Origin of the sequence: Pseudomonas paraglycinae (assembly GCF_021601625.1) — a bacterium.
GTDB classification, from domain to species: domain Bacteria; phylum Pseudomonadota; class Gammaproteobacteria; order Pseudomonadales; family Pseudomonadaceae; genus Aquipseudomonas; species Aquipseudomonas paraglycinae.
In genome coordinates, this window is the sequence record NZ_BQHR01000010.1 from 213,435 (window position 1) to 236,032 (window position 22,598).

At 61.3% G+C, this 22,598-nt stretch carries 20 protein-coding genes; 10 read left to right on the top strand and 10 right to left on the bottom strand.

What is annotated here, in order from left to right; all coding sequences use genetic code 11:
• Window positions 1-10: 10 nt before the first annotated feature.
• Entirely contained in the window at window positions 11-1,801 is a 1,791-nt protein-coding gene (locus tag L6D82_RS16980) for a KinB sensor domain-containing domain (RefSeq protein ID WP_085748038.1), read from the top strand.
• Here L6D82_RS16980 and L6D82_RS16985 read toward each other — a convergent pair.
• The 7 genes from L6D82_RS16985 to L6D82_RS17015 form a co-directional block, all read right to left on the bottom strand.
• Window positions 1,798-3,414 carry an EAL domain-containing protein gene (locus tag L6D82_RS16985; protein WP_085748039.1) on the bottom strand — a complete coding sequence of 539 codons (1,617 nt, stop codon included), beginning with the start codon at window positions 3,412-3,414 and terminating at the stop codon, window positions 1,798-1,800. The genes L6D82_RS16980 and L6D82_RS16985 overlap by 4 nt on opposite strands.
• Before the next feature lie 72 nt (window positions 3,415-3,486).
• A complete protein-coding gene (locus L6D82_RS16990) occupies window positions 3,487-4,266 on the bottom strand; it encodes an N-acetylmuramoyl-L-alanine amidase (RefSeq protein ID WP_115079834.1) in 780 nt (259 codons plus the stop codon).
• A gap of 101 nt (window positions 4,267-4,367) precedes the next feature.
• A complete protein-coding gene (locus L6D82_RS16995; protein ID WP_129973329.1) occupies window positions 4,368-6,458 on the bottom strand; it encodes a diguanylate cyclase in 2,091 nt (696 codons plus the stop codon).
• Window positions 6,455-7,333, bottom strand: a complete 879-nt coding sequence (locus tag L6D82_RS17000) for an endonuclease/exonuclease/phosphatase family protein (protein WP_011331775.1) — start codon at window positions 7,331-7,333, stop codon at window positions 6,455-6,457. Before L6D82_RS17000 ends, L6D82_RS16995 begins: the two co-directional genes overlap by 4 nt.
• Before the next feature lie 14 nt (window positions 7,334-7,347).
• Window positions 7,348-7,989, bottom strand: a complete 642-nt coding sequence (locus L6D82_RS17005) for a thiol:disulfide interchange protein DsbA/DsbL (RefSeq protein ID WP_102688236.1) — start codon at window positions 7,987-7,989, stop codon at window positions 7,348-7,350.
• 200 nt (window positions 7,990-8,189) lie between these two features.
• The gene (locus L6D82_RS17010) at window positions 8,190-8,801 is read right to left on the bottom strand and encodes a c-type cytochrome (protein ID WP_039764863.1); all 612 of its coding nucleotides are present in this window, start codon (window positions 8,799-8,801) and stop codon (window positions 8,190-8,192) included.
• 32 nt (window positions 8,802-8,833) lie between these two features.
• Window positions 8,834-9,139: a c-type cytochrome gene (locus tag L6D82_RS17015; protein ID WP_085690419.1), complete on the bottom strand. Its 306-nt coding sequence runs from the start codon at window positions 9,137-9,139 to the stop codon at window positions 8,834-8,836.
• Window positions 9,140-9,330: 191 nt separating this feature from the next.
• Between L6D82_RS17015 and yihA the strand changes: the two genes are divergently transcribed.
• On the top strand, window positions 9,331-9,975 hold the full coding sequence (gene yihA / locus L6D82_RS17020; RefSeq protein WP_236190530.1) for a ribosome biogenesis GTP-binding protein YihA/YsxC: 645 nt from the start codon (window positions 9,331-9,333) through the stop codon (window positions 9,973-9,975).
• Between the two features lie 410 nt (window positions 9,976-10,385).
• Here the strand turns inward: yihA and polA are convergent, their stop codons facing one another.
• Complete coding sequence (polA, locus tag L6D82_RS17025; RefSeq protein ID WP_236190531.1) at window positions 10,386-13,193, bottom strand: DNA polymerase I; 2,808 nt, start codon at window positions 13,191-13,193, stop codon at window positions 10,386-10,388.
• A gap of 74 nt (window positions 13,194-13,267) precedes the next feature.
• Here polA and L6D82_RS17030 point away from each other — a divergent pair, with 74 nt between their 5' ends.
• Together L6D82_RS17030 and L6D82_RS17035 are read left to right on the top strand one after the other, a co-directional pair.
• Window positions 13,268-13,564: a DUF2782 domain-containing protein gene (locus L6D82_RS17030; RefSeq protein ID WP_007954026.1), complete on the top strand. Its 297-nt coding sequence runs from the start codon at window positions 13,268-13,270 to the stop codon at window positions 13,562-13,564.
• A 61-nt stretch (window positions 13,565-13,625) separates the two neighbouring features.
• Window positions 13,626-14,579: a homoserine kinase gene (locus tag L6D82_RS17035; RefSeq protein WP_085748044.1), complete on the top strand. Its 954-nt coding sequence runs from the start codon at window positions 13,626-13,628 to the stop codon at window positions 14,577-14,579.
• 40 nt (window positions 14,580-14,619) lie between these two features.
• Here the strand turns inward: L6D82_RS17035 and L6D82_RS17040 are convergent, their stop codons facing one another.
• Window positions 14,620-15,540 carry a zinc ABC transporter substrate-binding protein gene (locus L6D82_RS17040; protein ID WP_236190533.1) on the bottom strand — a complete coding sequence of 307 codons (921 nt, stop codon included), beginning with the start codon at window positions 15,538-15,540 and terminating at the stop codon, window positions 14,620-14,622.
• Window positions 15,541-15,606: 66 nt separating this feature from the next.
• Between L6D82_RS17040 and zur the strand changes: the two genes are divergently transcribed.
• The 4 genes from zur to L6D82_RS17060 are packed head-to-tail and all read left to right on the top strand — an operon-like array spanning window position 15,607 to window position 18,406.
• On the top strand, window positions 15,607-16,089 hold the full coding sequence (zur, locus tag L6D82_RS17045; protein WP_011331783.1) for a zinc uptake transcriptional repressor Zur: 483 nt from the start codon (window positions 15,607-15,609) through the stop codon (window positions 16,087-16,089).
• Window positions 16,089-16,874, top strand: coding sequence for a zinc ABC transporter ATP-binding protein ZnuC (znuC, locus tag L6D82_RS17050; protein WP_085690422.1), 786 nt, complete (start codon window positions 16,089-16,091; stop codon window positions 16,872-16,874). The genes zur and znuC overlap by 1 nt, the downstream gene beginning before the upstream one ends.
• Window positions 16,867-17,655, top strand: coding sequence for a zinc ABC transporter permease subunit ZnuB (gene znuB / locus L6D82_RS17055; protein ID WP_085647186.1), 789 nt, complete (start codon window positions 16,867-16,869; stop codon window positions 17,653-17,655). Before znuC ends, znuB begins: the two co-directional genes overlap by 8 nt.
• A gap of 37 nt (window positions 17,656-17,692) precedes the next feature.
• On the top strand, window positions 17,693-18,406 hold the full coding sequence (locus L6D82_RS17060; protein ID WP_236190535.1) for a PA5502 family lipoprotein: 714 nt from the start codon (window positions 17,693-17,695) through the stop codon (window positions 18,404-18,406).
• A gap of 92 nt (window positions 18,407-18,498) precedes the next feature.
• On the opposite strand, the gene katE is transcribed toward L6D82_RS17060, so the two are convergent.
• Window positions 18,499-20,640 (bottom strand): catalase HPII, encoded by a 2,142-nt coding sequence (gene katE, locus L6D82_RS17065; protein ID WP_236190538.1) that lies wholly within the window; start codon window positions 20,638-20,640, stop codon window positions 18,499-18,501.
• Window positions 20,641-20,900: 260 nt separating this feature from the next.
• Between katE and L6D82_RS17070 the strand changes: the two genes are divergently transcribed.
• Complete coding sequence (locus L6D82_RS17070) at window positions 20,901-21,908, top strand: methionine ABC transporter ATP-binding protein (protein ID WP_007953999.1); 1,008 nt, start codon at window positions 20,901-20,903, stop codon at window positions 21,906-21,908.
• Window positions 21,908-22,582 carry a methionine ABC transporter permease gene (locus tag L6D82_RS17075; protein WP_011331789.1) on the top strand — a complete coding sequence of 225 codons (675 nt, stop codon included), beginning with the start codon at window positions 21,908-21,910 and terminating at the stop codon, window positions 22,580-22,582. Before L6D82_RS17070 ends, L6D82_RS17075 begins: the two co-directional genes overlap by 1 nt.
• Window positions 22,583-22,598 lie beyond the last annotated feature (16 nt).

Consider the following 22,598-nt stretch of genomic DNA (forward strand, 5'->3'; position numbering starts at 1 on the left):
GCATCCGCCGATGAAACTGGCGATGAAGTTGCGGACTCGCTTGTTCCTGAGCATTTCCGCGCTGATCACCGTGGCCTTGCTCGGGCTGATGCTCGGGCTGGTCAGCGTGATGCAGATGGCCGGGACTCAGGAGGCGCTGATCCGCAACAACTTCGTCACCCTCGATCTGGGGCTCAAGCTGCGGCAGACGCTTGGCGATCAACTGATCATGATGCTTGCCGAGAAACCCGATCCCGTGGCGTTCGAAGCATCCAAACAACGCTATTTCGAATTGCTCGACGAGGGTATCGCCCAAGAGCAGAAAAACGACAATCGCCAATATGGCTTCAGTCAGGCGAAGAGCGATTACCTGACCTTCCTTGAGGCGTTCGATATCTCCCGCGATCCGGGCGCCGCCCTGAGTGGTAGTGGCGACTTGCGCGAACGATTCAACACCCTGCGTAACGGTTTGATCACCGAGCACAAGCACGCGCTGGATAACATCAACGCTGTCCAGCACGCTGCCCGTGACCGGGCGCTGCTGATTTCCGGCCTGCTCGGGCTGGTGGGGCTGGCAGTGCTGATCATTGGTTTCGTTACCGCCCAGGGCATTGCGCGGCGTTTTGGTGCGCCGATCGAAGCGTTGGCCAAAGCGGCGGACAATATCGGCCAGGGCAATTTCGAAGTGACCCTGCCGGTGTCCTCGGCGATGGAGATCAATCTGTTGACGCGCCGCTTCGGGCTGATGGCCGAAGCCCTGCGCGAGCATCAGGCGACCAATGTCGACGAACTGCTCGCTGGCCAGCAGCGCCTGCAAGCGGTACTCGACAGCATCGATGATGGTTTGCTGATGATCGACCGTCAGGGTCGTCTGGAACACTTGAACCCGGTGGCCCAGCGACAATTGGGCTGGGAAAGCGACCGTTTCGGCGAGGGCCTGGGCACAGCGCTTCAACGTCCGGAGCTGGATGCACAACTTCAATTGGTATTGCGCGGCGGCACCCTCGAGCGGGCGCCGGAAGACTTGAGCATCGAGGTCGATGGCGAGTCGCGCCTGCTGACCTACAGCCTTACGCCGGTCAGCCATACCCAGGGGCATATCCTAGGCGCCGTGATGGTTTTGCATGACGTCACCGAGCAGCGCGCCTTCGAACGGGTGCGCAGCGAGTTCGTGCTGCGCGCGTCTCACGAATTGCGCACACCGGTCACGGGCATGCACATGGCTTTCGGGCTGTTCCGCGAGCGGGCTAAGTTTCCTCCGGAGTCGCGCGAGTCCGACCTGCTCGACACGGTCAATGAAGAAATGCAGCGCCTGATGCAGTTGATCAACGATCTGCTCAACTTTTCGCGTTATCAGAGCGGTTTGCAGAAGCTCACGCTGGCGCCGTGCTCCATCGAGGATCTGCTGGAGCAGGCGCGTTTGCGTTTCGCCGATTCGGCGGCGCAGAAGGGCGTTACCCTGCAAGTCGAAGCGCAAGGCCCGCTGCCACGCTTGCAGGCGGATCAGGCGCAGCTCGATCGAGTCCTCGACAACCTGATCGACAACGCCTTGCGCCACACGGCGCGCGACGGGCTGATCCGCTTGCAGGCCCGGCGCCATGGCGAACGGGTGATCATCAGCGTCGAAGACAACGGCGAAGGAATTGCCTACGGTCAACAAGGGCGGATCTTCGAACCGTTCGTTCAAGTCGGGCGCAAGAAGGGCGGAGCCGGGCTGGGTCTGGCGCTGTGCAAGGAAATTGTGCAGTTGCACGGTGGACGGATGGGCGTTTACTCGCGGCCGGGGCAGGGCACGCAGTTCTATATGGCGCTGGCGGTCTAGGCTTCGTCGTCGATCCGGCGGCCGGCGAGCCGCCGCCCACGAGTGATCAGTTCAATGAACTGCACCGCGCTCAAGGCATGGGCGAACAGCCAGCCTTGACCGAACTTCACCCCTTCGCTGCTCAGCAGTGCCGCTTGGGACTCGAATTCGATCCCTTCAGCGATCACCTTCAGATCCAGCGCCTGGGCCATGTGAATGATGTGCGGCGCGACGCCGCTGCTGGCGGCGTCATGGCCGAGGGCGTCGATGAATGCCTTGTCGATCTTCAGGCAGTCCACCGGCAAGGTTTGCAGGTAGGCGAGGCTGCAATAGCCGGTGCCGAAATCGTCGATCAGCACCTGATGGCCGACATCCCGCAGTGCTTGCAGGTTTTCCCGGGCTACCACCACATCGATCAGGCCGCGTTCGGTCACCTCGAAAGCAATCTGCCGCGCCGCGACTCTATGCAGGGTCAACAGCCGCGCCATGACCTGGCCGATGCGCGGCACCATCACGTCGCAGGCGGCCAGGTTCACCGAGATGTACAGCTGCGGGTTGGCTCGTAGCAACTGCCCTAACTGCTCAAGCAAGCGTTGCAGGACAAAGTCGGTCATCTGGCGAATCTGCCCCGTGTTCTCGGCCATCGGGATGAACAGGTCGGGGCTGGTCAGCGTGCCGTCCGGTCGTCGCCAGCGCAGCAGGGCTTCGGCGCCGACGCAGTTGCGGCTGTCGAGATCGAAGATCGGTTGATAAAGCACCTGCAACTCGCCACGGCGGATGGCGCCGTGCAGCTCGGCGTCGAGCGACTGGCGCTGGCGCACGACCCAGAACACCAAAACGCCCACCAGCGCACCGAGCACCAGACAGAAAGGCACCATCCACCACCAGAGCTCCGGAATATGCATGCCCGTGCGCGGGCTGATCAGCACCAGTTGGTATTCCGGGTTGTCGGTTGGCATGCGGTAAATCAGATGCGACTGGGTGACTTGCAGCGCGTTCGGGGTTTTCGGCGGCCAGGGTTCGGTGGGTGGCCATGCCTGTGGAACGCCGAGTACCGGAATCGCCCGGGTCCCGTGATCCAGCACTACCAACAGGCTGCTGCCGGGCAGCAGGTCGACCATGTCGGTGAGATGTCCGCGCGAGGTGGCTACGCGAAAGTTGCCGCGCCCGAGCATCAGCGCTGCGCGGTTTTCATCGGGTTCGGTGGTGGTGTTCAGCCAGTAGCTGTAGGTCGGGCCCTTGATGTCCGGAGGACGGATCACCGACAGGCCTTCCTGGCGCGGACGGTTGGAGCAGATCCGCGTGGCGTCCATGTAGGCCGCTTCATAGACGAAGCGGTAGTTGAACGTCACTTGCTGCAACGTCGCGATCATTTCGTCGTCGCAGCTGCGCAAGGGCTGGGCTTCGAGGTCGTCGAGGCTTTCGCGCAACTGGCCGAACAGTTGCTCCAGACGCGCCAGGAAGCGCTCGCCCTGGGCGTTCATTTCCTGGCTTTCGCTTTGTTCGACCTGGCGCATGGCCACGAACAGACCGCCGGTAATCAGCAGGCTCGCACTGAGGACAGCCGCGATCATCGCCAGAAACCAGGGGCGATAAAACCAGCTACGCAGCGTCTCTCGGGTAGCAACCATCATGGATATCCGAAGAATTACCAATGAGTTATAGCTGCTGATTGCGTTTTCGCCCTGACCGTCGGGCGGGCGTCATTATTTTGTCTGATTAAGCACCAGCAGCAACGCTGCTGTTTGCGCATCCGGCGTGCCGTCAAAGCGTGTAGGGCGGTAGTGCATCTGGAAGGCCGCGAGCACATGCCGGGTCGCCACATCCAGCTCGCCGGTCTGTGGCGTCGAGTAGCCCAGGCGAGCCAGTTGGCTCTGGAACCAGGTGATGCTCGGCAGTTCGGCGTCGAACTGCGCCTGTTGGCGTGCCACGGCTTGTTCGTTGGGCCAGAGCCCCAGCCCTTCGGCTGCCAGGCGCTTCCAGGGGAACAGCGGCCCCGGGTCGAGCTTGCGCAGCGGGGCGATGTCGCTATGGCCGATGATGTGGCGCGGGCTGATGCCCTGGCGTTTGCTGATGTCCTTGAGCAGAACGATCAGCGACTGCACCTGGGCTTCGCTGTAGGGATACCAGAGGCGACCGGTCGGTGTGTCCTTGAAGCCCGGATTGACGATCTCGATGCCGATCGAGCTGGAGTTGAGCCAGGTACGACCTTGCCATTCGCTTTCGCCGGCGTGCCAGGCACGCAGGTTTTCGTCCATCAGTTTGTAGATGGTGGCGTTTTTGTCGTCGCCGATCAGGTAATGGCTGCTGACCTCGCCGTGGGTCAGCAATTGCAGCGAGCGTTCCAGCGATGCGGAGGTGTAGTGCACGATCACAAACTGTACGCGACTGTCGTGATTGACCGAAGGATGGCTAGTGTCAAAACGCGGGCCGCTGGCACAACCGGCCAGGAGGATCAGCGACGCGAGCAGGGTAAAAAATTTCATGGCAGAGGGCGGTACACGCAAGACGATAATGCAACAGTGTAACGTATCGCCTTGGGCTACGACGCTTGAATGGCTGATTTAAACAATATGGAACAATTGCCTCAGCCCAGCTCCACCCGGTTTCGCCCTGCGTTTTTCGCCCGATAAAGCGCCTGATCGGCTCTTTTGAGTACCAGATCGCTGTGCTCACCCGCCCGGAACGTCGTCAGACCCATGGAAACGGTGATCGTGACGCGCTCACCCTTGAAGTGAAATGGGCAGGCTTCGATGGCCGCACGCAGGGTTTCCAAAAACTTGGCACCGACGGCGGGCGGTGTTGCCGGCAGCAGTAATACAAATTCCTCTCCGCCAAACCGGGCAATGAAATCGTTGCCACGCATACGCTTGCGCAGCACCGTGGCGATGATCTTCAACACCTTGTCGCCCGCCAGGTGGCCGTAGTTGTCGTTGATCCGTTTGAAGTGATCGAGGTCGAGCATGGCGAGGCTCAAAGTGTTGCCGTGCTGCTGCCATTGGGCAATCTCATGTTCGAGCCGTTCGGTCCAGGCGGCGCGGTTGGGCAAGCCGGTGAGCGGATCGATCAGGGCTTTCTGGCGCTGCTCTTCAAGGTGTTCGCGATAGCCCAGCGCTTCCTGCTCCATGTGCGCGACGCGCTCGGCCAGGCTTTTCAGGCGCACAGCCACTTCCTGCTCCCGGGCGTCACGCTGTTTCTGATGCTGATCCATCGTGCCGAGCAGGCCTTCGAGGTGGTTTTCCAGCACCTGCTTCAAATCGTCCAGATCGGCCGCTTCCTGCACGCTGTTCTGCAAGCCGTCGACCTGCTCGCGGATCTGCGTGTCCATCGCCCGCGCTGCAGAACTGTTGTCGGCGTGGCCTTCGCTGGCGGCCTGCAGATTGCTCTGAAACGCTTCGAGCCGCTCGTTGAGTTGCTGCAAATAAGCTTCGAATTCGTGCTGGCCGCTGTCGGTAATCGCCAGCATCAAAGTCGCCAGATCGTCGAGGATCGGCAACAGTTCGTACCAGTTCAGCCCATTCTTCAGCCGGTCGCGCATCGCCTCTGCTTGCGGGCGGTGGCGCTCCGGCAAGGTCAGGTCGTCCAGCAACCCGATCAGCGTGTCTTCGATGTGTTTGGCGACCGAACTGTAGGACGGTTCCGGCGAGTCCGGCAGGGCGTAAAGGATATCGTGCTCGGATTGCTCCGGATCGATTGCGGCCAATGCCTGGGCGATGGGCTCGGGGATGGGCAGGCTGTCGAGGATCACGGGCGGCGGGGTATCGCCGGGGTGGATCAGTTCGTCCGGGTTGATGGCTGTTGGCACTGCCGGCGCGAAAACCGGAGGAGGCGTAAAGGCCTGCGGCTCCGGTTCAGGCTCGGCGGGTTCTGGTTCGCTGGGGGCGGAGGGGGATTCGGTGAGGATTCTGGCCGGCTCGAAGGCCACCACCTCCGGCTCCGCATGATATTCGGGGGTTGGCGCTGGAGTTTTCGCGGGTTCGGCCACGGGGGCGGCGACCGGTGCTTGGCTGACGGGCGCAGGGGCGACCGGTTCGGCGGTCGTGACAGGCGCTTCCTGCAAGGGCGCGGTTTCATGCGTGACGGGCGGTTGTTCTGTTTGTGCCGGTAGTACGACCGCCGCGGGCTGCATCACTGGAACAGGCGCTTCCTCGTTGTCGCGGCTGCCGAACAGACGCTGCAACAACCCCGGTCGTCCCGGTTCCGCCGGCGTCTCCAGCTGGCTCAAGGCCTTGCCTTGCAAGCCGCTGAGCTCGCTGAGCAACAGCGGCATTTCCCTTGCCTGACTTACCCGGCCGTCCAGCTGCTTGGCGAATTTCTTCAGCGGCTGGGCCACATCTCGGGGCAGCGGGAGAGATTGCAACTGAGTAACCAGCGCAGTCAGTGCGGTGCTGACCTGTTCGATCCGGGTTTCCCGGCGCTGCTCGGAATCGAGCACGGCTTTTTCCAGGCGAGGGAGCAGGGCGGCGAGGCCGGCGTCCATGTCATCGGTGCGCACCACGTCGCGCATCTCTTTCATGCATTGATCGACCACGCGGTCGGTGCCTTCCGCCGCCAGGGTGCTGCGCACCAGACCACGGCGCAGCAGGTCGAGCCGGGCGTCCCATCGACGTTCAAGCTTTTCCTGTTGTTCGATGCTTTTGAGGTATTTCTCTTTCCAGCGCTGGGCTTCGTCGCTCATTCAGGGGTTCCGCGAAGGGCAGTGCTCAACGCGGGCAATGCATCGGCCGTGAGCGAACCCGGCAGACGAATCTCTACCGCGACCGGCAGGTGATCGGAAATCGGTTGTGCCAGCACTTCGACCTTTTCCAGGGTCAGGGTCGGGCTGAGCAGAATATGGTCCAGGCAGCGCTGCGGGCGCCAGCTGGGGAATGTCGCTTCGAGTTGCGGGGCCAGCAGGCCGAGGTCGCGCAACGGCGAGTGTTGCAGCAGATCGCTGGCGTGGGTGTTCATGTCGCCCATCAGCACCTGATGCTTGTAGCCGCCGATCAGTTCGCGGATGTAGGCCAGTTGCATGCTGCGCACCCGGGCGCCGAGCGCCAGGTGCATCATCACCACCACCAGCGCTTCCGGGCCTTCGCCGAAGCGCACCAGAATCGCACCGCGTCCCTTCGGACCCGGCAGCGGATGGTCTTCGATCGCCCACGGCCGCAGGCGACTGAGCACGCCATTGCTGTGCTGGGCCAGTCGGCCAAGGTTGCGATTGAGTTGTTGATACCAGTAGGGGAAGGCGCCGAGCTGGGCCAGGTGTTCGACCTGATTGACGTAGCCTGAACGCAGGCTGCCGCCATCGGCTTCCTGCAGAGCGACCAGATCGAAGTCGCCAAGCAGATTGCCGATCTTTTGCAGATTGCTCGAACGCCCGGGGTGCGGCAGCAGATGCTGCCAGCTGCGGGTCAGGTAGTGCCGATAGCGCTCGGTGCTGATGCCGACCTGAATATTGAAGCTGAGCAAGCGCAGACGGCTGTCTGCGGGCAGGCCCGTCGATTCCAGGTGATGCTCGTTGACCTGCGGTTCATGCAGGCCAACGACGCGTTCGGTTCCCCAGCGGCGCATGGCGATTGCCGCGCTTAGTTGGCGGCTGCCTTGTTGGCCGCTCGCTCTTTGGCCACCAGTTGATCAGCCAGTTTCAGCGCCTGTTCGGCGCCGCCGGCGGAGCCGATATCGAAGCGGTACTTGCCGTTGACGATCATGGTTGGGACGCCGGTGATTTCATATTTCTTGGCCAGTTCGCGGGCTTTCACGATCTGCCCTTTGATCGCGAACGAGTCGAAGGTCGCCAGGAACTTGTCCTTGTCCACGCCTTGAGTGGCGAGGAAATCGGCCATGTCGTTCTTGTCGGTCAGCTTCTTGTGTTCTTTCTGGATGGCGTTGAATACGGCAGCGTGCACGTTGTGCTCGACGCCCATGGCTTCCAGGGTCAGGAACATTTGACCGTGAGCGTCCCACGGGCCACCGAACATCGCAGGAATGCGTACGAAGTTGACGTCGGACGGCAGTTTTTCAACCCACGGATTGATCACCGGCTCGAACGCGTAGCAATGCGGGCAGCCATACCAGAACAGCTCGACCACTTCGATCTTGCCAGGCACGGCGACCGGCACCGGGTTGCTCAGTTCGACATAAGGGGCAGCAGGGGCTTCGGCGGCCTGGGCGGTCACGCCGAACAGGCTGGCAGCGACGAGGGCGGCGCTGATGATCAGATTACGCATGCTTTACTCCTGGACAATTTTGGTCGCCTCGCGCGACCTGTTTTCAGACAGATCCTGGCGGGCATGAGTTCTGTAGTGTAACGGCAGCGGCCACAAAAAAGGGCGGCCAAAGCCACCCTTTTTATACTTGCTGCAACGGATTAATCGAGCGTTAACGTGGCAGGCGTTGGCCATTGCACGCAGCGCTCGAATCGCGCGTCTTAGTGCAGGCCCTGAATGTAGCTGGAGACTGCCGCGATGTCTTCGTCGCTCAGCTTGCGGGCGATGGTGCGCATGGTCATCGCGTCGCCGTCGTTGTTGCGGCCGGCTTCTTCCTTGCGGAAATCGGTCAGTTGCTTGGCGATGTACTGAGCGTGTTGGCCACCCAGGTGCGGGAAGCCGGCGGCTGCGTTGCCGGCGCCGTTCGGCGAGTGGCAACCGGTGCAGGCTGGCAGGCCTTTCTCGAGGTTGCCGCCACGGAACAGGGCTTCACCGCGAGCGACGATCTTCGGATCGGCGGCGCCGACGCTGCCTTTCTGGCTGGCGAAGTAGGCGGCGATGTCGGCCAGGTCCTGATCGCTCAGGTTGGTCAGCAGGCCGGTCATTTCCAGAACGGTGCGCTTGCCCGACTTGATGTCGTGCAGTTGCTTGGTCAGGTAGCGTTCGCCCTGTCCGGCCAGTTTTGGAAAGTTTGGCGCCATGCTGTTGCCATCCGGGCCATGGCAGGCGCCGCATACGGCGGCTTTGGCCTGGCCTGCGGCTGCATCACCGGCAGCATGGGCGAAGCCTGAGATTCCCACGGTCAACAGCAGACTCACGATCAGTTTGTTCATCAGCTAATCCAACTACGGCTAAGGGTTAAGAGTTATGGACCGGGCTTACTCTCGCTCATCCAGAGGATGAGGGCCTGGTAATCCTCGGCACTGCAGTCCATGCACAAACCACGCGGCGGCATCGCCTTGAAACCCTGGGTCACGTGTTGCACCAGCGTCTCCATACCTTTCGCCAACCTCGGCGTCCAAGCTTCCTGATCGCCTCTTTTGGGCGCCATGGGTAGTTGGCCGGAATGACAGGCTCCACAAACACGGTTGTACACGGCTTCCGGATCCTGTGTAGCCTGTGCGCTGTAAAGCGGCATCAAGACTCCGGCAGCCAGCAGCCATTTCGTCATAAAACGACCTTTTCAGGGTTGAGAGCGTTCTGCGTTCTAATGCGCAATCAAGGTCTGTCGCTCTCGTGAACTTCATCCTTCGCTGGGACAAAGCACACACAAAATCTGCGGCATTATATACTGGCGTCACTGAAACGGAAGCGACACCGCGTTCCGCGCCTAATCCCGGCGCCGCCCACATCGGAAATCCCATGCAACTCAAGAATCCCATCCTCGGCCTGTGCCAACAGTCCACGTTCATGCTCAGTGCCGCCAAAGTCGATCAGTGCCCCGACGACGAAGGCTTCGAAGTGGCGTTCGCCGGTCGTTCCAACGCCGGTAAATCCAGCGCACTGAACACTTTGACTCACGCCAGCCTGGCGCGCACCTCGAAAACCCCGGGTCGCACACAGCTGTTGAACTTCTTCAAGCTAGACGATGAACGGCGTCTGGTCGACCTCCCGGGCTACGGTTATGCAAAAGTACCGATCCCGCTCAAGCAACACTGGCAGCGTCATCTTGAGGCTTACCTCGGTGGCCGCGAGAGTTTGAAGGGTTTGATTCTGATGATGGACATCCGTCATCCAATGACCGACTTCGACCTGCTGATGCTCGACTGGGCCGTTGCGGCCGGAATGCCGATGCACATCCTGCTGACCAAGGCCGACAAACTGACCTACGGCGCAGCCAAGAACACGCTGTTCAAGGTGCAGTCGGAAATCCGTAAGGGGTGGGGCGATCAAGTGACGATCCAGCTGTTCTCTGCCCCGAAACGCATGGGTCTGGAAGAGGCCTACACTGTGTTGGCAGGCTGGATGGAACTGGCAGATAAAGGCGTGGAAGCGGCGGCAGAGTAAGGGATTTCAAAACTGTCTGTGGTGCTGTCAGGCAAGGCAAAAGCACTGCTAAAAAGCGGAGTTTAGGGGACCTAAATGAGCATTTTTTGTTGCGCTTTTAACGCAGCATGGCTGCGCCACAGGCAGTTTTGAGGCAAAAAAAGCCCCGGACTTCATATGGGGAGGGAGAAGTTCCGGGGTTTAAGTTCCGAACCGCTAGGGCGGGGTTCAGATATCTGCCAACACTTAACACAACATAGGAGCATCGAAGGGCTTCACCAGCCATTCAGTATCTCTGAGTGCCCTGTCGCAAGATTAGTTCAGAATCTTTTCAAAAAACTTTGGAATAAGCTCAAGAACGATCAGGCCTAAGCGATTTTCGATGCCTTTGCCGCGACGCCCTGTCGCGGCAAAACCCCAATCCAGAGGCCTCAGTGCGCCTCGTCCCAGTTGTTGCCAACCCCCACTTCCACCAGCAATGGCACGTCCAGTTTTGCCGCTTCGCTCATGTGCACGCGAATTTCTTCGCGAACCTGATCGACCAGATCCTCGCGAACCTCCAGCACCAGTTCGTCGTGCACCTGCAGGATGACTTTGGCGTCCAGCCCGGAAGCGCTCAGCCAGTTATCCACTGCCACCATGGCTTTCTTGATGATGTCCGCCGCGGTGCCCTGCATCGGCGCATTGATTGCCGTACGTTCGGCGGCCGCGCGTTCCTGCGGCTTGTTGGAGTTGATGTCCGGCAGATACAGGCGACGACCGAAAATTGTTTCCACAAAGCCTTGATCCGCAGCCTGGGCGCGGGTGCGATCCATGTACTCGCGCACGCCCGGGTAACGCGCGAAGTAGGTGTCGATGTAGGCCTTGGCGGTCTTGGTGTCGACGCCGATGTCCTTGCCGAGCTTCTGCGCGCCCATGCCGTAGATCAGGCCGAAGTTGATCGCCTTGGCGCCACGACGCTGGTCGGACGTCACTTCGTTCAGCTCGACCTTGAACACTTCGGCCGCCGTGGCGGTGTGTACGTCCAGATTGTTGCGGAAGGCATTCATCAGGCCTTCGTCGCGGGACAGGTGGGCCATGATCCGCAGTTCGATCTGCGAATAGTCCGCCGCCAGCAGTTTGTAGCCTTTCGGCGCAACGAACGCCTGACGGATGCGTCGGCCTTCAGCAGTGCGCACCGGAATGTTCTGCAGGTTCGGATCGCTCGACGACAGGCGACCGGTCGACGCAACGGCTTGATGGTATGAAGTGTGGATACGCCCTGTACGCGGGTTGATCTGCTCCGGCAGGCGATCGGTGTAGGTGCTTTTCAGCTTGCTCATGGAGCGGTGTTCCATCAGCACTTTTGGCAAGCGGTGATCGTCTTCGGCCAGTTTCGCCAGCACTTCTTCGGCGGTGGACGGCTGGCCCTTGGCGGTCTTCTTCAGCACCGGGAGGCCGAGTTTCTCGTAGAGGATCACGCCCAGTTGCTTCGGCGAGCCGAGGTTGAACTCTTCACCGGCGATCTCGAACGCTTCGCGCTCCAGCGCGACCATCTTGTTGCCCAGCTCGATGCTCTGGATGCCAAGCAGTTCAGCGTCGACGAACGCGCCCTGGCGCTCGATGCGAGCGAGCACCGGCACCAGCGGGATCTCGATATCGGTCAGCACGCTTGCCAGGCTCGGTATGGCGCTGAGTTTTTCGAACAGCGTCTGGTGCAGGCGCAGGGTCACGTCGGCATCTTCGGCGGCATACGGCCCGGCCTGTTCCAGAGCGATCTGGTCGAAGGTCAGCTGTTTGGCACCTTTGCCGGCGATGTCCTGGAAGCTCACGGTGGTGTGATCCAGGTACTTCTGCGCCAGGCTGTCCATGTCGTGACGGGTGGCGGTGGAGTTGAGCACGTAGGACTCAAGCATCGTGTCGAAGGCAATTCCGCGCACGGTGATGCCTTCGTTCTGATCGCCACCGATGGCGCAGTTGGCCAGGATGTTCATGTCGAACTTGGCGTGCTGGCCGACTTTGAGCTTGTTCGGGTCTTCGAGGATCGGCTTGAGTGCGCGCAGCACGGTGTCGCGATCCAACTGCTCCGGCACGCCGATGTAGGAGTGGGTCAGCGGGATGTAGGCCGCTTCGTTGGCCTGTACCGCGAAGGACAGACCGACCAGTTGTGCCTGCTGGGCGTCGATCCCGGTGGTTTCGGTGTCGAAGGCGAACAGCTTGGCGCTTTTCAGCTTTTCCAGCCAGACGTCGAATCGCGCCTGATCGAGGATGGTTTCGTACGCGGCTTCAGCCGGAGCGGCGGGCGCTTCCTCTTCGGCAGGCGCGCTGAACAGATCACCGGCCGGCGCAGGCTCGGCGGCCGCGCTCAGTTCCTGGCGCTTGGCATCCCGCTCCAGATCGTTGATCCAGCTCTTGAACTCCAGCAGGGTGTAGAGCTCAAGCAGTTTGGCCGGATCTTCCGGGCCCATTTGCAGGTCGTCGAGGCCGATATCCAGCGGCACGTCGACCTTGATGGTCGCCAGTTGATAGGAGAGGAAGGCCATCTCCTTGTGCTCTTCGAGCTTGGCCGGCAGGGTCTTGGCGCCGCGAATCGGAAGGGTCGGCACGATGTCGAGCTGCGCATACAGCTCGGTCAGACCGCCGTTGACCCCCACCAGCAGGCCGGAAGCAGTCTTCGGGCCGATGCCGGGAACGCCGGGGATGTTGTCGGAAGAATCGCCCATAAGGGCCAGATAATCGATGATCTGCTCGGGAGCAACGCCGAATTTCTCCTTCACGCCTTCCACGTCCATCGAGCTACCGGACATGGTGTTGACCAAGGTAATGTGGCCGTCGACCAGTTGCGCCATGTCCTTGTCGCCGGTGGAGATGATCACCGGGCGGTCGGCGGCCGCGCTGCTGCGGGCCAGGGTGCCGATCACGTCATCGGCCTCGACGCCTTCGACGCACAGCAGCGGGAAACCGAGGGCGATCACGCTCTGATGCAGCGGCTCGATCTGCACGCGCATGTCGTCGGGCATGCTTGGGCGGTTAGCTTTGTATTCGGCGTACATCTCATCGCGAAATGTCCCACCCTTGGCGTCGAACACCACGGCGAACGGGCTGTCCGGATACTGCTTGCGCAGGCTCTTGAGCATGTTCAGAACGCCTTTGACCGCGCCGGTCGGCAGGCCTTTGGAGGTGGTCAGCGGTGGCAGCGCGTGAAAGGCGCGGTACAGGTAAGACGAACCGTCCACCAGGACGAGGGGGGCTTGGCTCATGAGCAGAATCAACCTTTTCGGCGGGCCCGGCGCTAGAATAGCGGGACCGTTGACGACAAAGGGACAAGGTTATCATGCGTACGTTAAATCGCTTGCTGCTGGTCAGTCTGATTGCTGTCTCACCGCTGGCCGCGATCGCGGCGGATGATGCGCCATCGTCGGAGCCGGAAGTTACCATTAGCACGCACACGGAAGGCGACAAGGTCATTCAGGAATACAGCCGGAGTGGATTCGTGTATGCGATCAAGGTCACACCGAAGGTCGGCAAACCCTATTTCCTGGTGCGCGCCGATGGTACGGACGCGAATTACATCCGGTCCGACCAGCCGAATATGTTGATTCCAGCGTGGGAAATCTTTACCTGGAAGTAAGTTTCCTGACTTTTAATCGGCGCCGTTTGATGGCGGCGCCAGAACTGAGCAGTTTTTAACCATGTCTGTGTTTACCCCCCTGGCTCGGCCCGAGCTGGAAACCTTTCTCGCCCCTTACGGGCTCGGCCGTCTGCTCGATTTCCAGGGGATCGCCGCCGGTAGCGAAAACACCAACTTCTTCATCAGCATGGAAAAGGGCGAGTTCGTCCTGACCTTGGTCGAGCGCGGCCCGGTGCAGGAAATGCCGTTCTTCATCGACCTGCTCGACGTGCTGCACGAGGCCGATCTGCCGGTGCCTTACGCACTGCGCACCACCGACGGCGTGGCCCTTCGCGAGCTGAAAGGCAAGCCAGCACTGCTGCAACCGCGCCTGGCCGGCAAGCACATCAAGCAGGCCAACGCCCAGCATTGTGCGCAGGTCGGTGAGTTGCAGGCGCACCTGCACCTGGCGACCCAGGGCGACAACATGATCAAGCGCAAGACCGATCGTGGCCTGGACTGGATGCTGGAAGAGGGCACGCAGTTTCTTTCGCACCTGAGCGATGAACCTCGTGCGCTCCTGCAAACCGCGCTGGACGAAATCACCCGACAGAAAGAGAAAATTCTCGCGCTGCCACGGGCGAACATTCACGCCGACCTGTTCCGCGACAACGCGATGTTCGAAGGCACGCATCTGACCGGGCTGATCGACTTCTACAACGCCTGCTCTGGTCCGATGCTTTATGACGTGGCGATTGCCCTGAACGACTGGTGTTCGGACGATGACGGCCTGATCGACGGCCCGCGTGCGCGTGCGTTCCTGGGTGCCTACGCGGCACTGCGACCGTTCACGGCGGCCGAGGCTGAGTTGTGGCCGACCATGCTGCGAGTGGCATGCGTGCGGTTCTGGCTGTCGCGCCTGATCGCGGCGGAATCGTTCGCCGGGCAGGACGTGCTGATCCACGATCCGAAAGAGTTCGAGCAGCGTCTGGCACAGCGTCAGACGGTCAGTACGCCGCTACCTTTCGCCCTGTAAAAGAAAAAACCGCAGCCTGTGCAGGCTGCGGTTTTTTGTATCAGAGCGATTCGAGACAACCCGCCAGATCATTCCCCAGCTTCTCCAGCACTTGCTCATAACCCTGAGCCGTCGCTGGCGTGTATCCGCCCAACGCATCCAGTTCCGCCAGTTTCACCGGCAGGCTAGCCACCAGGGTTTCGGCCAGACGTGGACGCAGCGGCGGCTCACTGAACACGCAGGTCTTGCCGACTTCCTGCAAACGCGTGCGCATTGCCGCCACATGCTGGGCGCCCGGCTGCACTTCCGCCGCGACGCTGAACACACCGGTGTGTTTCAGGCCGTAGGCGTCTTCGAAGTAGTCGAAGGCTTCGTGGAAGACGAAGTAGGGTTTGCCTTCAATACCGGCCAGACGTTTCTTCAAGCGCTGATCGAGCGCATCAAGACGTTCATCGAACGCCTTGGCGTTGCTCTGATAGCGCTCGGCATTGGCCGGGTCTGCAGCGCTCAGGTCAGCGGCCATTTTGTCGGCAATAACTCGCGCGTTCACCGGCGATAGCCACAGATGCGCATCGAGGCTGCCCGGACGATGATCGTGGTCGTGTTCGTCGGCTTCTTCGGCATGGGAATGACTGTCTGCGGCGAAGCGGCGCAGTTTCATGCCCGGCAGGTCCTGTACCGCGACGCTCGGCAACGTACGACCGTTCAGCACGCGAGGCAGGAAACCTTCCATGTCCGGGCCGATCCAGTACAGCAGGTCCACCGATTGCACCTTGCGCACATCGGATGGGCGCAAGGCGTAGTTATGCGGCGAAGCGCCCGGTGGCAGCAGCACTTCCGGAATCGCCACGCCGTCCTGCACCGCGGCGGCAATCAGTTGCAGGGGCTTGATGCTGGTGAGGACTCTGACCTCGGCCTGAGCCGGACCGATCAGCAGAAAACCGGTGATGAATACGACAAAAACAGAAAAAAGTCGGGACACGATGACCACTCAATGAGGCGAGAACGGGTAACATAATAACGTCTCTAACCAAACTCGTCGCCGCTCATGCCTATTACACCGATTGCCAGCCGTCCCCACGACCACTCGCACTGCGTTCACAGCGCGCTGTCCGAGGCCGATGCCCTGTGTGCACAGAAAGGCCTGCGCCTGACCGCGCTGCGCCGGCGGGTGCTGGAACTGGTCTGGCAGAGCCACAAGCCGCTGGGTGCCTACGACATTCTGGCGGTGCTCAGCGAGCAGGACGGCCGCCGCGCCGCGCCGCCGACCGTGTACCGGGCGCTGGATTTCCTGCTGGAAAACGGTCTGGTGCACCGCATCTCCTCGCTCAACGCCTTCGTCGGCTGCGTTCACCCGAAACATTCGCACCAGGGCCAGTTCCTGATCTGCCGTGAATGCCACGCCGCCATCGAACTTGAGCAAAAAACCATCAGCGACGCCATCGTCCACAGCGCCAAGGACGTCGGCTTCATCGTCGAGGCCCAGACCGTCGAAGTGGTCGGCCTCTGCTCCGGTTGCCGGGGGGCTTGATGAGCGATGCGCTGATCCGTCTGGAGCAGGTGGCGGTCCGGTTTGCCGGGCAGAACGTGCTGGACAACATTCACCTGAGCGTCGAGCCGGGGCAGATCGTCACCCTGATCGGCCCCAACGGCGCCGGCAAGACCACGCTGGTGCGCGCCGTGCTCGGGCTGTTGAAACCCGACAGCGGCAGCGTCTGGCGCAAGCCGAAACTGCGCGTCGGCTACATGCCGCAAAAACTTCACGTCGATCCGACCTTGCCGTTGTCGGTGCTGCGCTTTCTGCGCCTGGTGCCGGGCGTCGATCGTCCGCGTGCGCTGGCGGCACTCAAGGAAGTCGGCGCCGAGCATGTCATCGACAGCCCGGTGCAAAGCGTGTCCGGCGGTGAAATGCAGCGCGTTCTGTTGGCTCGGGCACTGCTTCGCGAGCCGGAACTGCTGGTGCTCGACGAGCCGGTGCAAGGCGTCGATGTCGCCGGGCAAGCCGAGCTGTACAGCCTGATCACCCGTCTGCGTGACCGTCACGGCTGCGGCGTGCTGATGGTGTCCCACGATCTGCATCTGGTGATGAGCACCACCGATCAGGTGGTGTGCCTCAACCGTCACGTCTGTTGCTCCGGGCATCCCGAGCAGGTCAGTGGCGACCCGGCCTTCGTCGAACTGTTCGGCAACAATGCGCCGAGCCTGGCGATCTATCACCACCATCATGACCACGCCCACGACCTGCACGGTTCGGTGGTCAAAGGGCCCCTGTCGGCTCAACCTCACGTTCACGGAGATAGCTGCAAGCATGGCTGATTTTCTGTTCTACGCCCTGCTTGCAGGTCTGGCGCTGGCGGTGGTCGCGGGGCCGCTGGGCTCGTTCGTGGTCTGGCGGCGCATGGCCTATTTCGGCGACACGCTGTCCCACGCCGCACTGCTCGGCGTGGCGCTGGGCTTTCTGCTGGATGTCAGCCCGACCGTGGCGGTGACCGTTGGATGCCTGTTGCTGGCGGTGCTGCTGGTGACCTTGCAACAGCGCCAGCCGCTGGCGTCCGACACACTGTTGGGCATTCTTGCGCCGAGCACACTCTCTCTCGGGCTGGTGGTACTAAGCTTCATGCATGAAGTGCGGATCGACCTGATGGCCTACCTGTTTGGCGACCTGCTGGCGATCAGCCCGACCGATCTGGCGTGGATCCTCGGCGGCAGCGCGGCGGTGCTGGTGTTGCTGGTGACGCTGTGGCGCCCGCTGCTGGCGATCACCGTGCACGAAGAGCTGGCCCGGGTCGAAGGCCTGCCGGTGGCCGGTCTGCGCATGGCGCTGATGCTGTTGATCGCAGTGGTGATCGCCGTGGCGATGAAAATCGTCGGTGTGTTGCTGATTACTTCGTTGTTGATCATCCCGGCGGCTGCGGCACAACGTCACGCCCGTTCGCCGGAGCAGATGGCACTGGGCGCGAGCGTGCTGGGCATGCTCGCCGTGTGTGGCGGGCTGGCGCTGTCCTGGTTCAAGGACACCCCGGCTGGCCCGTCAATCGTTGTGACGGCGGCCGCACTGTTTCTGCTGAGTTTTGTTCTGCCCCGTCGAGGGGTGTAGACTTGCTCGTTTTTTGCGCAAATAGAGAGTCGCAGGAATGAAGCCGTTCGCCTCCCGTTATCTGCTCCTTGTGGCCTTTTCAGTGCTGCTGGGCGCCTGCCAAAGCACGCCGCCGGTGGCCGAAGTCCCCGATGCGCGGGCCAAGGCCATCGCACAGCTGGAGCAAAGCCTGGCCAGCAGCGAACTGGCCACTGCCGAAGACCAACTGGCAGCCTTGCAAGCCGAAACACCCAACGATCAATCCCTTGAGCAATACCAGCGCCAGTTGGCCGAAGCCTATCTGCGTCGCAGCCAGATCGTCCTGCAGAAGGGCGATGTGAATGCGGCCGCGACCGCGCTGGCCCGTGCCCGCGTGCTGATGCCCAAGGCCCCGGCACTGACCGGTGGCGTCAACGGTGCCATCACCGAAGCGCGCAAGGCCGAGCTGGAGAAAGCCGAAGCAGCGCTGCAAGCCGCCGAAGCCAAGCCGAAAGCCAAGGTGATCGATCCCACCGCCGAGAGCACCACGGTTGCGCTGAATATCACCGATAGCCGCAAACTTCGCCGCCAACTGGATGCGATCGCCGCCGATGTGGTGAATTACGACTGTGCGGTGAGCATTCAGGCCCCGCGCACCAATGATTACCCTTGGCTGGCGACGTTGATCACCAAGCGCGTGAAGAAGCTCGATCCGGAGTTCGATCTGCAGATCAAAAAGCAGATCCTGCGCAGCGTTCCTGCTCAAGTAGTCTTGAGTCCTCGCAAGCCATAAGAAATCGCGAGCAGGCTCGCTCCCACAGGTACAACATGATTCCTGTGGGAGCGAGCTTGCTCGCGATGACTATTTCAGGCATTACAAAACTATCAGGCCGGAATCGCCTTGGCCTTGGCTTCCCTATCCCAAACCCGATGCTGCCCGATTGCGGCAAAAAACGGCTTGGTTAGCGCCGACACATCTTTGCCCTCCAGTAATCCCGCATCCGCCTCCAGCTTCAGCACGTCCAGCAACTGCTTGGCCTCGCCATGCAGCGCAATCGCCTTCAGGTGTTTGTACGCCTCCAGCAGGTAATGCAACGCCACGCCGTCACCGCTCAACGCCTTGACCGACGCCGCGCCACCCGGCACAAACACCGCATCGAACGCCACCGAAGGCAAACCTTCCATCGACGCATCCACCGCCAGGCTTTTGCCATCGGCGGTTTTCACCGGCGCCGAGGTCGGGCCGAGCAGTTTGGCGTGCGCACCTTCTGCCGCCAGCGCCTTCTTCATCGCATCAATCGCTGCGCCATCGACGCCGTTGGCCGCAAGGATCGCGACTTTCCGCGTCTTGATGTTTTCCGGCAACAAGTTGGCCTGACTCAGCGATGGCGAGTGATCCAGTGATGTTTTCGGTACGTCGACGGTGCCTTTGCCTGGCGCTGGCAGACCCAGGTTGGCCGCCACGCGTTTGGCCAGCTCCAGATCGATGTTGGCGAGAATCTCGTTCACTTGCCGCGCCCGGATGAACTCACGCTCAACCTTGCCGAGTTCGAAACTGTAGGCGGCGATGATGTGCTCTTTCTCGTGCGGGCTCATGCTGTTGAAGAACAGCCGCGCCTGGGAGAAGTGGTCGCTGAACGACTCGCTGCGCTGACGGATCTTGTTGGCGTCGATACGCTCCGGATAACTCTCGAAACCGCCGTCCTGCGCGGCCGGTGGCGTCTCTTTCGGCCAGCCGCCATCGATGGAGTTCGGTTCGTAGGACGCGCGACCCTTGTCGATCACCGTGCGGTGTTGGGCATCGCGCTGGCCGTTGTGGAACGGCGCGACCGGACGATTGATCGGCAGCTCATGAAAGTTCGGCCCACCGAGTCGGCTGATCTGCGTGTCGGTGTAGGAAAACAGCCGACCTTGCAGCAGCGGGTCATTGGAGAAGTCGATCCCCGGCACGATATGGCCGGGGCAGAACGCGACCTGCTCGGTCTCGGCGAAGAAATTGTCCGGGTTGCGATTGAGGGTCATCTTGCCCAGCGGCGTAATCGGAACGATTTCCTCGGGAATCAGTTTGGTCGGGTCGAGGATGTCGAAGTCGAAGTCGTGCTCGTTTTCCTCCTCGATGATCTGTACACCGAGTTCCCACTCCGGGTAATCGCCCATCTCGATGGCTTCCCACAGATCGCGCCGATGGTAGTCGGTGTCTTTACCCGCGAGTTTTTGCGCCTCGTCCCATACCAGCGAACAAGTGCCGGCAGTAGGGCGCCAGTGGAATTTGACGAAGCGCGATTTGCCCTCGGCATTGATCAGCCGGAAGGTGTGCACGCCGAAGCCCTGCATGCTGCGCAGGCTTTTCGGGATGGCCCGGTCGGACATGGCCCAGATCACCATGTGCGCCGATTCCGGCACCAAGGACACGAAGTCCCAGAAGGTGTCGTGGGCCGAGCCGCCGGTAGGGATCTCGTTATGCGGTTCGGGTTTCACCGCGTGGACGAAGTCAGGAAACTTGATCGCGTCCTGAATGAAGAACACCGGCATGTTGTTGCCGACCAGATCGAAGTTGCCTTCGTCGGTGAAGAACTTCACGGCAAAACCACGCACGTCACGCACGGTGTCGCCGGAACCACGCGGCCCCTGCACCGTGGAAAAACGCACGAACACTGGGGTTTTCTTCCCCGGATCCTGCAGGAAGCCAGCCTTGGTCAGCGTCGAATGGTTCTCGTAGCTCTGAAAGAAACCATGGGCGCCGGTGCCGCGGGCGTGGACGATGCGCTCGGGAATCCGTTCATGGTCAAAGTGCGTGATCTTTTCACGCATGATGAAGTCTTCCAAAAGCGACGGCCCGCGAGCTCCGGCCTTGAGGGTGTTCTGATTATCAGCAATTTTCACGCCCTGGTTGGTGCGCAGGGCCTGACCGGTAGCGTCGGAGCGAAACTTCTCCAGGCTGTCGAGTTTGGCATTGGTGTTGGCGCGATCCGGGGTATCGGTGCCGGCCAGTTGGCTTTTGTCATTGGCAGGTTTCTTGGTACTCATCAGTCATGAACTCCTGTTTGTCCCGGGATTGCTCCGGAACGCTTGAGTGTTTCCCAGGCACGGCACCCAGGGTTTTCAAGTCGCTTAAGTAGTGACTGACGAGGGTTTCGGGCGTTCCTTTTTTATGACCTTTGATCCTGTTATTGCCAAATCGAAGGTTATTCGCGAAATAAATGCTAAGAACCTCTATACGGACAGGCTAAAATGCGCGCCCGGCTAACCGCTGATCCTTTTCCAACGCGCCCCACAAGGTTCGCTACGTGATCGAGTTTCAAAACGTCCATAAGACTTACCGCGTCGCCGGTAAGGACATCACCGCGCTGCACCCGACCAGCTTCTCCATCGAGAACGGTCAGGTGTTCGGCCTGATTGGCCATTCCGGCGCGGGAAAAAGTACCCTGCTGCGTCTGATCAATCGCCTGGAGCAATCCAGTGGCGGCAAGATCATCGTCGACGGTGAAGAAGTCACCGCGCTGGACGCCAACGGCCTGCGCCGTTTTCGTCAGCAGGTCGGGATGATCTTCCAGCACTTCAACCTGCTGGCATCCAAGACCGTGGCCGACAACGTCGCGCTGCCGCTGACCCTGGCGGGTGAACTGTCCCGCGCCGAGATCGACCAGCGTGTGGCCGAGTTGCTGGCGCGGGTCGGTCTGTCCGATCACGCCAAAAAGTACCCGGCGCAGTTGTCCGGCGGTCAGAAGCAGCGCGTCGGCATCGCCCGCGCCCTGGCGACCAAGCCGAAGATCCTGCTGTGCGACGAAGCCACCAGCGCCCTCGACCCGCAGACCACGGCGTCGGTCCTGCAGCTGCTGGCCGAGATCAACCGCGAGCTGAAGCTGACCATCGTCCTGATCACCCACGAGATGGATGTGATCCGCCGCGTGTGCGATCAGGTCGGCGTGATGGACGCCGGTGTGATCGTCGAGCAAGGTTCGGTGGCCGATGTGTTCCTGCATCCGAAGCACCCGACCACCAAGCGCTTTGTTCAGGAAAGCGAGCAAATCGACGAAAGCGAGCAGCGCGATGACTTCGCTCACGTGCCGGGCCGCATCGTGCGTCTGACCTTCCAGGGCGAAGCGACCTACGCGCCGTTGCTCGGAACCGTCGCCCGGGAAACCGGTGTGGACTACAGCATCCTGGCCGGTCGTATCGACCGCATCAAAGACATTCCTTACGGGCAATTGACCCTCGCCGTCACCGGTGGCGACATGGAAGCAGCCTTCGCGCGCTTCACCGCCGCTGACGTTCACATGGAGGTGTTGCGCTAATGGAAGACCTGATGAGTTTCTTCACCAATATCGACTGGTACGAAATCTGGCTCGCCACCGGCGACACCCTGATGATGCTCGGCGGTTCGCTGCTGTTCACCGTGCTGCTCGGCCTGCCGCTGGGCGTGTTGCTGTTCCTGTGCAGCCCGCGTCAGTTGCTCGAAGCCAAAGGCGTGTACGCATTGCTGTCGCTGGTGGTGAACATCCTGCGTTCGCTGCCGTTCATCATTCTGTTGATCGTGATGATCCCGTTCACCGTGCTGATCACCGGCACCTCGCTCGGCGTGGCCGGTGCGATTCCGCCGCTGGTAGTGGGCGCGACGCCGTTCTTCGCGCGGCTGGTGGAAACCGCCCTGCGTGAAGTCGATCGCGGCATCATCGAAGCGACCCAGTCGATGGGCGCGACCACTCGCCAGATCATCATGAACGCCTTGCTGCCGGAGGCCCGTCCGGGCATCTTCGCAGCGATTACGGTGACGGCGATTACACTGGTTTCCTACACGGCGATGGCCGGTGTGGTCGGCGCCGGTGGCCTGGGTGACCTGGCGATCCGTTTCGGCTATCAGCGGTTCCAGACCGACGTGATGATCGTCACCGTGGTGTTGCTGCTGATCCTGGTGCAAGTGCTGCAAATGGTAGGCGACCGACTGGTCGTGCACTTCTCGCGCAAATAACCGGTTTTGTAATGAC